This is a genomic window from Rhodohalobacter sp. SW132, assembly GCF_003390325.1.
Taxonomy (GTDB): domain Bacteria; phylum Bacteroidota; class Rhodothermia; order Balneolales; family Balneolaceae; genus SW132.
The window spans coordinates 1-13,884 of sequence record NZ_QUOK01000004.1 but is presented as its reverse complement, the minus strand read 5'-3'; the positions used below and the strand labels follow the sequence as shown (position 1 = coordinate 13,884).

Here is a 13,884-nt window from a genome sequence, read left to right as displayed (position 1 = left end):
AGAACAAATATTATTAGACGAAAATTGTTGAAAATACAGTGTATGCAGACGCGTAGAGGGTTTACTGAACCATGTTGGTTGTGCAAATTTTTGGCAGCATGAATGGAAGGTCACTATTACCGCTCAAACCAGCTTCGGAATTGTAGATTCACTGATTTATATTTGATGTGATAGTAACAGGTAACATGTCAGAGATCAACAAAAAAACTTATGAGCCGGGCGTATAAACTTTCACTTATTCAAACTGCTGTTCAATCAGATAAAAAGCAGAATCTTGAACACACGGAGACTCTCATTCGGGAAGCTGCTGCAGAAGGTGCAAATGTGATCTGCCTGCAGGAGTTATTCAACACGGAGTATTTCTGTTCAAGGGTTGATCAGAAAAATTTTGAACTTGCGGAATCCATTCCCGGTCCTGCAACCAATCACCTGGCAAAAGTAGCTGCCGAATTATCAGTTGTGCTGCTTGTTCCCCTATTCGAAAAGGCATCGGCTGGTATATATTTCAATTCTATGGCTGTAATTGATGCTGACGGATCTCTGTTGGGTATCTACCGGAAGATGCATATCCCGGAAGACCCCGGATTTCACGAAAAATATTACTTCACACCGGGGGACCTGGGTTATAAAGTTTTTGATACTGCTTATGGTAAAATAGGCACTCTCATTTGCTGGGATCAGTGGTTTCCGGAGGCGGCCCGAATAACCGCTTTAAAAGGGGCGGATCTGCTGGTCTATCCAACCGCTATTGGAACGCTGCACACTGAATCATCCGATGAAAAACAGCAGTTTTTGAATGCATGGAAAACGATACAGAGAAGTCACGCTATTGCAAATGGATGTTATGTTGCCGGTGTAAATCGTGTAGGCAGAGAAGAGAAGTCACTATTTTGGGGGAATTCGTTTGTAGCGGGACCGTTTGGCGATATCCTTGCCGAAGCCGGGGAGGGCGAGCAAATTTTATCCGTACAAATTGATCCTTCACAAATTGAGCCACAGCGGCAAACATGGCCATTTATGAGAGATCGACGCATTGACAGCTACCATTCCATTTTAAAAAGAATCGACGGATAGAATAAGTCAAGAATCAACGAAAGAAACGTGTATGTCAATTTTGTAAAATGTGAGATATTCTACCGGGAGCGGTGATCTCTCTTTATCGGGTTATTATTTTCCTTATCTTCACGGTCTTGAAATCAAACCGAATATTTATAATTACCCAAAAAACCGCATGAGTTCATACGATCCATCTGAAATTGAACCGAAATGGCAGAAACACTGGCTGAAGCAGAAGACTTTTAAAACTGAAAAAGCCTCAGACAAGCCGAAGTATTATGTTCTTGATATGTTTCCCTATCCAAGCGGTTCAGGCCTGCATGTGGGCCACCCTGAGGGATATACGGCAACGGATATCCTTGCCCGCTACAAGCGAATGAATGGTTTTAATGTGCTTCACCCGATTGGCTGGGATGCGTTTGGTCTGCCTGCTGAACAGTATGCGGTTAAAACGGGAACACATCCAAGAGAAACGACAGAAAAAAACGTAAATGTTTTCCGGGAACAGCTGCAGATGCTCGGTTTTTCATATGACTGGGATCGGGAAGTGAATACGACGGATCCCGACTACTACAAATGGACGCAATGGATTTTCCTGAAGCTGTATGAAAAAGGGTTGGCGTATGAAGATGAAGCGCCGGTGAACTGGTGTCCAGAGCTTGGAACTGTTCTTGCCAACGAAGAGGTCATTGATGGCAAAAGTGAAGTGGGCGGATTTCCGGTGGTTCGAAAGCCGATGCGTCAGTGGGTTCTGAAGATTACAGAATACGCCGAAAAACTACTGGAAGGGCTGGATGATCTGGAGTGGCCGGAATCAACCAAGGAGATGCAGAGAAACTGGATTGGCCGGTCGATCGGTGCGGAAATTGAGTTTCAGGTAGCCAAACACGATGAACAGCTGAACGTATTTACCACTCGTCCTGATACGCTTTTTGGCGCAACCTATATGGTTTTGGCCCCGGAACACCACCTGGTACGTGATATCACAACCTCCGAGCAGCGGAAAGATGTGGAAGAATACGTTCTGAAAGCGGGGTTAAAATCGGACCTGGAACGGCAGGAAGAGTCAAAAAAGAAAACGGGTGTTTTTACAGGGGCGTATGCAATCAACCCGGCGAATAACCAAGAGATTCCAATTTGGGTGGCCGACTATGTGCTGGCCCACTACGGTACCGGCGCTATTATGGCAGTTCCGGGTCAGGACCAGCGCGACTGGGAATTTGCAAAGACGTTTGATCTGCCGATCATCCGAACTGTACAACCTCCGGAAGATTTTGAAGGAGAAGCGTATGTGGGCGATGGTATTGCAATTAACAGTGATTTTCTGAACGGACTGGAAATCACCGAAGCAAAGTCAAAAATTATCGATTGGCTTGAGGAGAATGGAGTAGGGGAGAAGAGTATAAATTACAAGCTGCGTGACTGGCTGTTTTCGCGTCAGCGCTACTGGGGCGAGCCTTTTCCAATTATTCACGTGGATGGCAAACCGAAACCGCTGCCTGAAAGTGAGTTGCCCGTTACACTCCCTGAAATAGATATTTATCAGCCTACAAAAACCGGGGAACCGCCGCTTGCCAAAGCTGAAAACTGGGTAAAAACCACCGATCCGGAAACTGGAAAAGAGGCCCTTCGCGAAACCAACACGATGCCACAATGGGCAGGAAGTTGCTGGTATTATCTGCGTTACATCAGCCCGGAATTTGACGGTGGCCCGGTAGAGAGTGATGAGGAAAAATATTGGATGCCGGTAGATTTATATGTTGGCGGATCGGAACATTCGGTGCTTCACCTGCTCTATGCGCGTTTCTGGCATAAAGTGTTATACGATTGCGGTGTTGTATCTACTCCGGAGCCGTTTCAGAAACTGGTTCACCAGGGAATGATTCTGGGAGAAATGGAATACACAGCTTTTAAACAGAACGGATCGTATGTATCAGCGGAACAGGCTGAAGATGGTGAAGAGATTACCCGGGAGCGGGTCAGTGAAACCGATGTTGAAAAACGCGGAGAGAATTTCTTTTTGAAAGGGACTGATTTCCAGGTGGAATCGAGAGCACATAAAATGTCGAAATCGCGCGGAAACGTCATCAATCCGGATGATGTGGTGGATCAGTATGGAGCCGATTCACTGAGGCTCTACGAGATGTTTATGGGACCGCTGGAACAAGTAAAACCGTGGAGCACAAAAGGAGTGGAAGGGGTGAACCGTTTTCTGAATCGTGCCTGGCGACTGATTGTGGGTGATGAGGATGAAGCGTCACTATTGTCAAAGGATGCCGAGCCTAATGCCGATCAGCTGAAAGTTCTTCACGAAGCGATAAAAAAAGTTACGGATGACATCGAAAACCTTCGGTTTAACACTGCAATTTCCGCACTTATGATTTTTGTGAACGAGGCAAAGCAGTGGGAAGAACTTCCATCGGAGATCGCAAAACCATTTGTAAAGCTGCTCTCACCTTTTGCTCCGCACATCGCAGAAGAGCTGTGGAGCTATCTTGGTAGCGAGGTTTCGTCTATTTCATACGAACCATGGCCGGAGCTGAACGAAGCGTATCTTGTTGAGAAAAGCATCAGCTACCCGGTACAGGTGAATGGCAAAGTCAGGGCAAACATCGAAGTGCCGGCTGAGAAAGCGAAAGATAAAAATTATGTTCTGGGTCTTGCCAAAGAGCAGAAAAACATTCAGCGTTATCTTGATGAAACCACCATCATCAAAGAGATCTTTGTGCCGGAACGGATCATAAATTTTGTGGTAAAATGATCTTCATCGGATGAATTCGCTTCATCCGATGAACGATTCGGTTTGATAACTGTACCAAAGAATGTGAGATGATATTTCCCGGAGCAGCCAGCTGGGCCGATCTTTCTGAATCTGTTCAGGTGAAATCTGACAAATTCAAAAATCGAACTCACGTTTATAAATTTTGCGTTTTCTCTTTGATCAACACATTCAGAATAGAGTGATTTAATGAGTAATCGATCTGTAAGTCAATCAGGTGCACACCCTTGGAATTCATGCAGTCATTGAGGGTCTCACGGAACTCGGCATCACTTTCGGGCCGGTGCCCTGTAGCCCCGTAACTATTGGCGTAGGATACAAAATCGGGGTTGTTGAAATCGAGGCCAAAATTGTCGAAGTCCATATCTTCCTGTTTCCATTTGATCATGCCGTAGGCACTGTCGTTCACAATGATCACTACCAGGTCCAGGTTGTTTCGAACAGCGGTTTCCAGTTCTTGTGAATTCATCATAAATCCGCCGTCGCCACAGACTGCAACTACTTTTTTATCGGGATTGATTAGTTTTGTTAGCATGGCTGAGGGCAGACCGGCCCCCATACTGGCCAGTGCGTTATCGAGTAAAAGGGTGTTTGGCGCATAACATTTGTAGTTCCGGGCAAACCAGATTTTATACATCCCGTTATCAAGAGTGATGATATCGTCATCGGCAAGTGTGTCCCGCATAATACTGACCAGCCGCTGAGGCAGCATCGGGAAGCGCGTATCGTTGAAATACTTACTCAGGTGGGAGTCAACATCTTCCTTGATCTGCTGGAAAAAACCGGAATCCCATTCGATCTCCTCGTTAATATGACGGCATATATGCTCAATAGAGGTCCTGATATCACCCACAACGTTGAGCTGCGGGAAATAGACGGCGTCCACCTCAGCGGGGAAAAAATTCAGATGGATTACTTTTTTCCCACTCTCTTGCATAAAAAAGGGTGGTTTTTCTACTGTATCATGACCTACATTTATAACCAGGTCGGCTTCATCAATCGCGCGGTGAACAAAGTCATCATCGGAAAGTGCTGCCGTACCCAGGTATTGCGGGTGTCGCTCATCGATCACCCCTTTTCCCATTTGGGTACAAAAAAAGAAGATACCAGTGCTGTCAATGAATTCTGTTAATGCCTCCCGTGTCTCCTTACGATTGGCACCTGCACCAATCATAAGCAGCGGCATTTTAGCATTTTCTATCATTTTAACAGCTTCCCTGATTGCAGTTTCATCAGCATCCGGACGCCGATGGCCCACCACTTCAAACAAATGGCTGTCTGTGTCTTCACGGGCAATATCTTCGGGCAGTTCCAGGTGTACCGTCCCGGGTCTCTCTTCTGTTGCAAGCCGAAAACTCTCACGTACCAGTGATGGGATGGTGTTTCCGTTCACAATCTGTTTGGTGAATTTCGTGACCGGCTGTAGCATATTTACCACATCCAGAATTTGGAAACGGGCCTGTTTACTGGTTTTTATAGGCTTTTGGCCGGTAATTATCATCATGGGCATGGCACCCAGCTGGGCATAGGCTGCGGGAGTAACCAGGTTGGTAGCTCCCGGCCCGAGCGTTCCCATACAGACTCCCGGTTTGCCGGTCAGCCTGCCATACGTTGCCGCCATAAAACCAGCGCCCTGCTCGTGGCGTGTTACAATGAATTTTATCGTAGAATCTTTCAGTGAGTTCAGCAGATCCACATTTTCTTCGCCGGGAACGGCAAAAATATATTCAACACCTTCATTTTCAAGGGCTTTAACAAACAGGTCGGATGCTTTCATAGGAGTGACTGATGAGAGTGAAAAATGAACATTACCTTAATAATTTAATTTAAAATCTGAGTTCTGCAAATAACTGCAATACTGTAAAAACTCCTGATGAAGGCATCCCTTCAGGGGCATTACCATAGTTGCTCTTATTGATAATAAAATACATGCATTCCGATCTTCAGTATCGTCAGAATGTGAAGGGGTGTTTCAATGCGAGCAAAAATCATCAAAGGCATTTTTATATTCGTATCAGGTATGTATTGGATGAATTTGCAAAAAAAGTTCCGTTTTAAATTGTAGTTGCGTCTAATTTTTTCTGATTGGGCATGTGCACCTACAAAATGGATAAACAAGACGGATGAAAACCGGTTCGTAACAATAAATAACTTTAACCACTAATCTAGAGGTATTGCCCATAGTATTGAAAACCACTCGATTGTCAGGAAGTAAACTGGCATGTGAATATTTATTTTTTATAAAAAAAAACTGCCTATCCCATTGTCCCAGATTTGCTTGGGATGATTGAGTAAACCAAGCCTTTAAATCTTCACCGGATGAATTCGTTTCATCCGGTGAATTGTCCGACCTTTACATTATCCATTGCATAAGCTCACAGAGTAACATGTAGCCCTATCCACTCATCCGATGACGGGAAGTCAACGGATGAGACTATTTCCTTAACCCGACAAATCAAAATTGACTTGACACTAATAAGGGTTTTATTAAACAGAATTACTATAAGGGATTACACTTTGAATTTTATAAAAAGTGACCAATACTGCGTTGAAACCGATTTTATGCGCAATGCCGTTATTTATGTCAATTTTTAGCGATTAGAAAAGATAACGGTCTATTCATAACATATAACATTATTCCCCAAATAATTACGACTATCGGAGTTGTATAACCGTGCCAGCCGAGAGTTGAAAAAGCGCTGTTAAACATTTCCGCCTGACCTTGCATCTCTTGAAACATGGTATTCATATTCAGAACTTGAAGATAGACGACTGAGAATAGTATCATGCCTGAAAATACTACAAGAATTGCGGTTAATTTTATGATGCTTGATGCGGTGTCTCTTTTCATAACGAATTCATTTTGTTTTTTTAAACAGGCAATATAACAGATTGTACCTAAACTGATTTTATATCATTTAGAAATGATAAGATATCCGATTTAATCGGTAATCCGAATGCTTACACTGATGGGCTCAGTATTTCCCAAAGGTTTGATGAAAAGTGTTGCCTGCGGATTTCCTGTCTCAGTGCTGATCCGGGATATTTCAATAGGAATCTCCTGACCCGGCGCAAGGACAAACGGAAACTCAATGGGTAAATTAAGTGCGAAATCGGAGGTGTTATCCAATTGAATATACTGGATCAAACTGGCCTGATTTCCGTTTTGACTACTCAGAATGACTTCTTTGTCGCTGGAATCATCATCAGTAAAAATAATTTCTTCGGTTGATGTGGTAAGTTCTGCTTTGGTGAGGGGTGTATCGGGGAATTCAGGATTCTCTTCAGATGAAAAGATTTCAAATGAATTCAGTTCAGGTCCGCCGCCTCGATTTCCGCTTCCCGCTCCAACCACAATCATATCATCAAATAAGATGGCCTGAGTGCCGTGTCGTCCGCGATTTAAGGAGGGGAGGGATTCCCAGCTTCCAGTTGAAAGAACCAGCATCTCCACTTCACTGTGTGCTGTTTCCTGGCTGCCGCTTTCACCGCCAATTATGGCGACATTTCCCTGATGGACGGTTGCAGCAATCCCTGCACGCTGGGTTGGGATATCACCTTCAGGAGAGGGCAGTTCAGTCCACTCCATTGTATCAAAATCAAAGACATTTGTTTGTGCAACAGTCGTTTCAAAACCGCCGCCGCCATACCCGGATCGTCGTCCACCGGCAACGACCAGTTTATCATCAACAACGGCGGCGTGAAGGTGATCTCTTGATCTCGGTGCATTTGGCAATGTTCGCCACTCATTCGTTTTTGGATCAAATTCATCCAGCCAACTCACCCATCCCGAAGTATGGCCGTTGATAATTCCGCAAACGACATAAATCTTTCCATCGTACACAACGGTTCCAGCAGCCCCCCGTCTGCGATCTTCCGGTATTTCTGGTCCGATGGCCCATTTATCTAAAACAGGATCATAAATGAGAATATGTGAAAGTGATGTTTCATACGGCCATCCGCCACTCATCGCTCCAACAACATAGACGAGTCCTTCTAACTCTACTGCCTGGATGTGATGAATTTCAAACGGTGGCTGAGCACCTTCGGTCCATTCCTGGGTTTGGGTATCGTAAATGTCAATTGGCTTCATTCCGCGCCCCCCAAGTAAAATGAATTTATTACCGGCTCGAACAAGAGCATTTTCATGGCGTTCGGTAGCATTTCCTTCAGATTCAAGTGAATGCCAGTTGTAGGTTTGGCCAACTGTTTGAAGAGGGAGTAAAGCGAGAACCAGAAAGAGCAGGGAGAGAAAAAGGCTTTTAGTTGTCATGCGTGAAAGAATTAGATAGAGAATTATTAAACACTTCTGAAAGTATACTGATTTGATTAATCAGCTTAAAATTTGTTTAGAGAAGTCGAATCTAAAAGAATTTATTTTTTCATCTGCTTGTTAAATGGATTGCCATATAACGGTTTGGCAGTTATGCGACGGTGCGTTCTGCCACTTTGCAAAGTAGTAAAACCTAACCAGTTCAGAAACACCGGAAATCCATCATGTGCAGCCCCGTCCGCAAGAGACGTTGTTATGTATCGGGCTGCCTGAGATGTATGGGTTAATGTATAATTTTGATTTGATCCGATTCTTGTTCAGATTCGTCATCAGATCTCACCAGTTCAATAGGATGTTCCAGTGGCATCTTTTTATGAGTAATTTGCAAAGGAATCGGCCCAACAAGTGCTATACCTATAGTTGCTAATGATATCACTAAACCCAGATAAAGTAGTCGTACGACTTTTTTGAATGATTTCATGGTGAATAATTGGATTGCCTGCTTTTGCCTGTTGACAAGAGCATAAATTGGATTAAATAATGAAAACCGGATACACCGGCAGGCAGGTGATTTTACCCTAAAATGAGATGTGGGTTGTCATCGCGAAGTGCAGAGATCACCTTAGCAATCCAGAATAAGTTAGGAGGGGAATAAGTTTTGTATTGTTTTAAAATTGTGTCCAGCGTTTCTTTGACTTGCCGCTGATACACCATTTGTAGGTTACATTGATACTCTCTTGTTGTTTTTAACGAATTAGAGGAAAACTCCGAATCAGCTATCTGGTATAAAAAAACCGTAGGTTTGGCAACATCTTGTTCGTCGGCAACAACTTCGATATGCTGTGGTTGTGGACGGCAGGCTTCAGCTGTATTTATTAGTCCCGGAAAAGCAAACAAGCTGAACACCACGGATAAGGCGAACAACCCGTTTATAGAAAAGGCTTTAGGGTATGTAGCTTTTTTTATCATTATTACTCATATAATACAAACGCTGTAAACGTTTAGCAAGTCTCTCAAAACGGCTCAGCGCAGATCGGGCGCGGAGATTATGGGTTAATAAACGGCTAAAAATTCATGACAAATAACACCGGAAGCCAGCGGCACATTAGCATTCCCAGTTAATGCACATTGATATAGTGCCGGTGCAATATTTAACTACTTCCTCTTAGTTCAACTTTTCGATTTAGTTGAGCATTTCGAATCATAGGCTCTTGTTTAAGCTTCTCTACCCACAGTTCTTCTTCACCGACTGGAACACCAATTAAAGCGTAGCCAATATTCTCGAAATATTCTTTCCACTGGAGTTCAAATTCTTCAATTCTTGGCACTATATCAGCTTCTTCGATACCATCTTCTAATGCGATAATTACTTCACCTGGGGTATATTCTGCTTCAACTTCACTCGAAGTTGTATTACAGGCAGTTGACACGGAAAATAGAACAAAAGTAAAAAGGAGTATGATTGTTGAGTTCTTCATTGTGATCTCCTTGATTTGATTAATTAGGCACTATAACGGTTTGGTGCTTCTGCGGCCGGGCGACTGGTTTAAAAGTTTAGCAAGAAACCTGAACCGATTCGCAGGAAGCATTGGTTATATCATAAACAGATGCTTTGTTATAGGAATTATCAGCAATACCTATAATCAATCGGAAATATAGAATGTATTTGATATGCGGAATTTCAACGGTAATATGGATTTTGAGCCATTTTCTCCGCCTGCCATATCAAATTTTGATGAATACATGCTGAAATGAAAACGATATAAACCAGTTTCCTCAATGATCGGATCGTCAGTATTTAGTTTTGCGATTTCAGATAAAAATTCCTCCGGTGCTATTTCAACAAGGCGTGGGGCAATTGCAGCTGTAATATACCACCTGCCTAAGTTCTCCCATTTCCCGTCGATTTTTTTATCAAGTGTTACAGGGCCCGGCATTGTAATAAATACTGCTTCAGCCGACTCATTAAGTATATTTGCAGTAATAAGCTCGTTCTCTTCTTTAGAATACGTTTCCTTCTCGGTTTGAATGATAAGATTTTGAAAATCATTTGAGTTTTGGCTTAGTAAATCGCAACCAGACTGAAATATCGATAGCATTAAGCAAGCTATCAGCAGGGAGAAGCCATATGTTGAACTCAATTGCATCTTTATCTCTTTTATTGATGTATACACTTCATCAAAGCATTACACCTATTGGATAACGATTTAATTTTGAAAAAGCGATATTACGGTGTGGCGGTTATTTTTCTGTAGGCTCACATTTGAAAATCTGATTTACAGCAAACAAGAGTTATCGATTGAACAATCTGCCCAATAATGTGTCTCTTGACTGACCATCAATGGGTAATCGAAAAGTCGCTTGAACATAAGCAGAATTATCTCGAGGACCCCAGTGGTCGGACGAATGATAGTTCAAGTGAGTAACTGCCAGTGATATATAGTAAAGATCTATTTCTGCACCTAAACCATTTTGTGGCCTAATCCAGTAATCTGAACCACCTACGATTCCATATCTCAGATAAATGGTTTCCAGGTAATGAAGTTCAAAGCCGATACTTGTAGAAATTTGTTCACCCAATGATATCTCTGCTATTTCAGAGCCGGTAAATCTTTCAAAACTATTCCAGGTAGTAAACAGAGCTTCAAAACCGCTTGGGGTTGATACCTGAGAAGGGTTATCATTAAATTCCCATCTTGCAAGATATTTACTGAATCCGGTATATATTCCACCTCCAAACAGAGGACGGTTATGTCGTAAATTTTTGCTTGAGATGTCCAATCCCAATCCTAATCTGATTTGACCGGGTAGATTCGTTTCATTCATATCAGTGCTTTCAAAACTAAATCCCTCACTTATATCATTGAGAGACAAACCTGTCTGTGATCTAAAAACAAAATTATCGGATTCGAACTGATTTTGATAATGGGCGCCAGCTGTGATTCCCCATGCAGAAGCATCACCCCCATGAGTTTCATTATTAAAACTAAATTCTGTTGATTGATAAGAACTGTAAAGAAATCCAATTCCTATGGAAAAGTTTTCATTAAGCTGGTAACCTGTTTGAAAGCGAAACAACCTGTTGCTAAAGTCTAAATTGCCGGATTCGGAGTCTATTGGAGGGATGGAATACGATGTATAATCAATCATTGCAGAGTATGAAAAGTTTCCGTGTGCAAAACTTACAGCCGGACTATATAAATTGGCTCCGTCAGTAGGTGAATCAAAAGCTGTAACGGAAAAAAGAAAGCTTGACAAACTCAAAACCCCATTTTCTAATGGAATAGCAGGGTTCGCATGGTAAGAAGTTCCGTTGTTGAGAGCAGCTGTAGACTGGCCTAAAGCAGATACACGTGCTTCGTGGATCGAATGATGCCATTGAATAGGCGAAGTAAACCCCTGCGAAAAACCTTCGGAGGTTAACATTGTTAAAAATATCATTCCCAGTACAAATCGTATCGTATTATTTGATCGATGATGAATCATAGTTACGTTTTTATAATGAGATTGATGAATATGTTCAATCAGAGAAAATAACGGTCTGGTAAATTAGCGGCGAGGCATTATAATTTAATACAGGTCCAAATCGCAAACTCGTCCGCTTTAGCCACTTTGTTAGGTGTTAAACTTATCCTCCACATTTTTAGAATAATGCTCTTCACGTAAACTTTTGAATGTTTTTATGATAGAGTAAAGTGATGTTAAAAATCCCCAAACAAAGATGAAAATAAACCAATGAACTATTTCAGTTGTGCGTACAATTGCTTTATTATATTTCTGTAAATAATCAAGTAATTGCTCATTTGATTGTATCTCATTGATAGTTTCAGGAAACCCAAACGTACTAAGTGTTGAAGTTATAGGAAGCATAAACCATAAGACTATTGATAGAAAACCTACTCCGAAAATATTAATTTTTAGCAGTGAAATTGCTTTATCTAATTCATCTTGTTTTTCGCCCTCCCAAAACTTGAAGCCGATAGTGAAAATTAAGACTAGAATTATTGCAAGTCCCAAGATTAAATACAATTCAGAATCTATAAACATAAATATTGATTTAAAATATTATTCGTTTTAAACCTAACGGTTTGGCGGTTGTGCGGTGAGGCGATAAATGATCCAATGTCCCTAAGTCAAAACGAATCCACACGAACCGCTGGTTATTTGACGAACAGTTTACGATAAAGACTCCAAAATTGCTTTCGGCCTCTTTTCCGCAATTTTCAAAAGTACTTTGGCCGGCCCCTGAGGTTTACGCCTTCCTTGTTCCCAGTTTCGAAGGGTACCAACACTGATACCAAGCAGGGAAGAAAATTCCTGTTGGGTCATGTCGTACTTTTCGCGAATCGCTGCAACATCAGGTTCTTCAATCACAGTGTGTCTGGATGGTTTGCGTTTGCCTTTCCGAATATCACCGGCTTGTTTGACGCTTTCGAGTAATTCATTAAACATTTCATCATTCATGGCAGTTGTTCCTCAACCAGTTGTTTCAATTGCTTCAATTGATCTGCAGTGAGATCGTCTTTTTTGCTCTTTGGATACGCATAAAGCATATAAATTTGTTCATCCTCAGTGAAGTAATAATAAATCACCCGAATGCCACCGCGTTTTCCACGTCCTGATCCGGCCCATCTAAGTTTACGAATTCCACCGCTTCCTTTTATAATATCGCCGGACTCTGGCCGGACCGACAACTGCAATTGGAGCAGGTGATATTCTTCATCGTTGATCAGCTTCTGAATCAGCCTTGTGAAAACGGGTGTTTCAAAGAATTCCATTTACTAACGATTGATTTTTAAGGAAAGTACGCCAATGACGTATAATCTGCAACTGATGAATGAATTGTGATTTTAAATCGAAATTTTAAGAAAAGGATAGGCAAATAACGGCTTGGCGGCTAAACGGCTAAACGAACAACTATCCAAAGATCAGAAACATAAACTCGTCCGTTTGAGCCGCTGGTCATTTGGTGTAGTACAGGAAAGGTGAGTAGAAGCTACGCTGGTTGCTTAGAAACTTTCTTATAATTCTCTTTGATCTTAGATCGCTTTTTTTCACCGAGCTCGGACTTCTGCTTTTTCATCAGTTTCCTGAACTCTTTCAGCTCTTCATCAGACCAGGGTTCTGACTTAACAACGAAATCGACTCCTTTGGGTTCTTTAACTATAGCCATGATTTTAATCCTGAAAATATTTTTTCACAAGCTTCAATGCATTAACGGTTTCAATGTACATTCGTTGTCCTTTGAAATGTGTGGCACCAAGTTTTTTCTTGTAATGTTCAATTAACGCAGACTTGGAGTCAAAGGCAACATATCCCTCATATCCTTTCTCAAAAGAGGCTTTACACGCAAAAGCAAAAAGATTCCCGGCTACACCCAGATATATTTTGTTGGTGCCTTTATTGAAATTCGCACTTTCAACAATGTGAATAAAAATATGATCGCTCTTGTCTTCAAGGCACAACAAACCATGAATGATTTTAGGATTGTTGACGGTAACTAATTTATAAACCTCCCGTTCTGATAAATTTAATTCTTCTTCCCAATCGAAGAGCCATTCAGCAGGTTTGATCTCTTTCTTGTCTGGTTTACCAAGTTGAACAACCTTCCGTATCAAAAACTTCACCTGTGACACTGTTTTCGATAGAGTTGGTCAGCCGGTCAATTTCAATGTCTATCTCTTTTTTACCAATGACGGAAAGTACAAATTTCGAGATATAATATGGAGCGAATTGTCATTTTCTGAGCTCTTGACTTCGGCTTCGTTTTAGACAA

At 42.0% G+C, this 13,884-nt stretch carries 15 protein-coding genes and 1 pseudogene; 2 read left to right on the top strand and 14 right to left on the bottom strand.

The features are described from left to right. The first annotated feature begins 210 nt into the window (after positions 1-210). Both DYD21_RS09100 and leuS read left to right on the top strand, forming a co-directional pair. Complete coding sequence (locus DYD21_RS09100; RefSeq protein WP_116035585.1) at positions 211-1,074, top strand: carbon-nitrogen hydrolase; 864 nt, start codon at positions 211-213, stop codon at positions 1,072-1,074. 157 nt (positions 1,075-1,231) lie between these two features. After that, a complete protein-coding gene (gene leuS / locus DYD21_RS09095) occupies positions 1,232-3,817 on the top strand; it encodes a leucine--tRNA ligase (RefSeq protein WP_116036315.1) in 2,586 nt (861 codons plus the stop codon). 154 nt (positions 3,818-3,971) lie between these two features. Here leuS and DYD21_RS09090 read toward each other — a convergent pair whose 3' ends face one another. The 14 genes and pseudogenes from DYD21_RS09090 to DYD21_RS09030 all read right to left on the bottom strand — a co-directional run bounded on the left by DYD21_RS09090 (position 3,972) and on the right by DYD21_RS09030 (position 13,735). After that, positions 3,972-5,612: an acetolactate synthase large subunit gene (locus DYD21_RS09090; RefSeq protein ID WP_116035583.1), complete on the bottom strand. Its 1,641-nt coding sequence runs from the start codon at positions 5,610-5,612 to the stop codon at positions 3,972-3,974. Between the two features lie 294 nt (positions 5,613-5,906). Then, a pseudogene (locus tag DYD21_RS21485) lies at positions 5,907-6,137 on the bottom strand (type II toxin-antitoxin system HigB family toxin); the annotation flags it as partial. Positions 6,138-6,419: 282 nt separating this feature from the next. After that, a complete protein-coding gene (locus DYD21_RS09080; RefSeq protein ID WP_116035578.1) occupies positions 6,420-6,686 on the bottom strand; it encodes a hypothetical protein in 267 nt (88 codons plus the stop codon). 90 nt (positions 6,687-6,776) lie between these two features. Continuing rightward, entirely contained in the window at positions 6,777-8,108 is a 1,332-nt protein-coding gene (locus tag DYD21_RS09075) for a kelch repeat-containing protein (protein ID WP_116035575.1), read from the bottom strand. 283 nt (positions 8,109-8,391) lie between these two features. Then, positions 8,392-8,589: a hypothetical protein gene (locus DYD21_RS09070; RefSeq protein WP_116035573.1), complete on the bottom strand. Its 198-nt coding sequence runs from the start codon at positions 8,587-8,589 to the stop codon at positions 8,392-8,394. A 92-nt stretch (positions 8,590-8,681) separates the two neighbouring features. After that, positions 8,682-9,077, bottom strand: a complete 396-nt coding sequence (locus DYD21_RS09065; protein ID WP_116035570.1) for a hypothetical protein — start codon at positions 9,075-9,077, stop codon at positions 8,682-8,684. A gap of 182 nt (positions 9,078-9,259) precedes the next feature. Then, entirely contained in the window at positions 9,260-9,586 is a 327-nt protein-coding gene (locus DYD21_RS09060; RefSeq protein ID WP_116035568.1) for a hypothetical protein, read from the bottom strand. A 165-nt stretch (positions 9,587-9,751) separates the two neighbouring features. After that, positions 9,752-10,255 carry an immunoglobulin-like domain-containing protein gene (locus DYD21_RS09055; RefSeq protein ID WP_147303543.1) on the bottom strand — a complete coding sequence of 168 codons (504 nt, stop codon included), beginning with the start codon at positions 10,253-10,255 and terminating at the stop codon, positions 9,752-9,754. 145 nt (positions 10,256-10,400) lie between these two features. Continuing rightward, positions 10,401-11,594: a hypothetical protein gene (locus DYD21_RS09050; RefSeq protein ID WP_116035562.1), complete on the bottom strand. Its 1,194-nt coding sequence runs from the start codon at positions 11,592-11,594 to the stop codon at positions 10,401-10,403. Between the two features lie 129 nt (positions 11,595-11,723). Next, the gene (locus DYD21_RS09045; protein WP_116035560.1) at positions 11,724-12,155 is read right to left on the bottom strand and encodes a hypothetical protein; all 432 of its coding nucleotides are present in this window, start codon (positions 12,153-12,155) and stop codon (positions 11,724-11,726) included. Between the two features lie 129 nt (positions 12,156-12,284). Further along, positions 12,285-12,572: a NadS family protein gene (gene nadS / locus DYD21_RS09040; RefSeq protein WP_116035557.1), complete on the bottom strand. Its 288-nt coding sequence runs from the start codon at positions 12,570-12,572 to the stop codon at positions 12,285-12,287. Beyond that, positions 12,569-12,886 carry a type II toxin-antitoxin system RelE/ParE family toxin gene (locus DYD21_RS09035; RefSeq protein ID WP_116035555.1) on the bottom strand — a complete coding sequence of 106 codons (318 nt, stop codon included), beginning with the start codon at positions 12,884-12,886 and terminating at the stop codon, positions 12,569-12,571. The genes nadS and DYD21_RS09035 overlap by 4 nt, the downstream gene beginning before the upstream one ends. A gap of 218 nt (positions 12,887-13,104) precedes the next feature. Beyond that, positions 13,105-13,281, bottom strand: coding sequence for a hypothetical protein (locus DYD21_RS21035; protein ID WP_158551479.1), 177 nt, complete (start codon positions 13,279-13,281; stop codon positions 13,105-13,107). A gap of 4 nt (positions 13,282-13,285) precedes the next feature. Next, complete coding sequence (locus tag DYD21_RS09030; RefSeq protein ID WP_199535497.1) at positions 13,286-13,735, bottom strand: hypothetical protein; 450 nt, start codon at positions 13,733-13,735, stop codon at positions 13,286-13,288. Positions 13,736-13,884: the final 149 nt, after the last annotated feature.

What these genes read in the sequence shown, in the direction of transcription:
- DYD21_RS09100 (WP_116035585.1), top strand. Translation starts at nt 211, where the DNA reads ATGAGCCGGGCGTATAAACTTTCACTTATTCAAACTGCTGTTCAATCA.
- leuS (WP_116036315.1), top strand. Translation starts at nt 1,232, where the DNA reads ATGAGTTCATACGATCCATCTGAAATTGAACCGAAATGGCAGAAACAC.
- DYD21_RS09090 (WP_116035583.1), bottom strand. Translation starts at nt 5,612, where the DNA reads ATGAAAGCATCCGACCTGTTTGTTAAAGCCCTTGAAAATGAAGGTGTT.
- DYD21_RS09080 (WP_116035578.1), bottom strand. Translation starts at nt 6,686, where the DNA reads ATGAAAAGAGACACCGCATCAAGCATCATAAAATTAACCGCAATTCTT.
- DYD21_RS09075 (WP_116035575.1), bottom strand. Translation starts at nt 8,108, where the DNA reads ATGACAACTAAAAGCCTTTTTCTCTCCCTGCTCTTTCTGGTTCTCGCT.
- DYD21_RS09070 (WP_116035573.1), bottom strand. Translation starts at nt 8,589, where the DNA reads ATGAAATCATTCAAAAAAGTCGTACGACTACTTTATCTGGGTTTAGTG.
- DYD21_RS09065 (WP_116035570.1), bottom strand. Translation starts at nt 9,077, where the DNA reads ATGATAAAAAAAGCTACATACCCTAAAGCCTTTTCTATAAACGGGTTG.
- DYD21_RS09060 (WP_116035568.1), bottom strand. Translation starts at nt 9,586, where the DNA reads ATGAAGAACTCAACAATCATACTCCTTTTTACTTTTGTTCTATTTTCC.
- DYD21_RS09055 (WP_147303543.1), bottom strand. Translation starts at nt 10,255, where the DNA reads ATGCAATTGAGTTCAACATATGGCTTCTCCCTGCTGATAGCTTGCTTA.
- DYD21_RS09050 (WP_116035562.1), bottom strand. Translation starts at nt 11,594, where the DNA reads ATGATTCATCATCGATCAAATAATACGATACGATTTGTACTGGGAATG.
- DYD21_RS09045 (WP_116035560.1), bottom strand. Translation starts at nt 12,155, where the DNA reads ATGTTTATAGATTCTGAATTGTATTTAATCTTGGGACTTGCAATAATT.
- nadS (WP_116035557.1), bottom strand. Translation starts at nt 12,572, where the DNA reads ATGAATGATGAAATGTTTAATGAATTACTCGAAAGCGTCAAACAAGCC.
- DYD21_RS09035 (WP_116035555.1), bottom strand. Translation starts at nt 12,886, where the DNA reads ATGGAATTCTTTGAAACACCCGTTTTCACAAGGCTGATTCAGAAGCTG.
- DYD21_RS21035 (WP_158551479.1), bottom strand. Translation starts at nt 13,281, where the DNA reads ATGGCTATAGTTAAAGAACCCAAAGGAGTCGATTTCGTTGTTAAGTCA.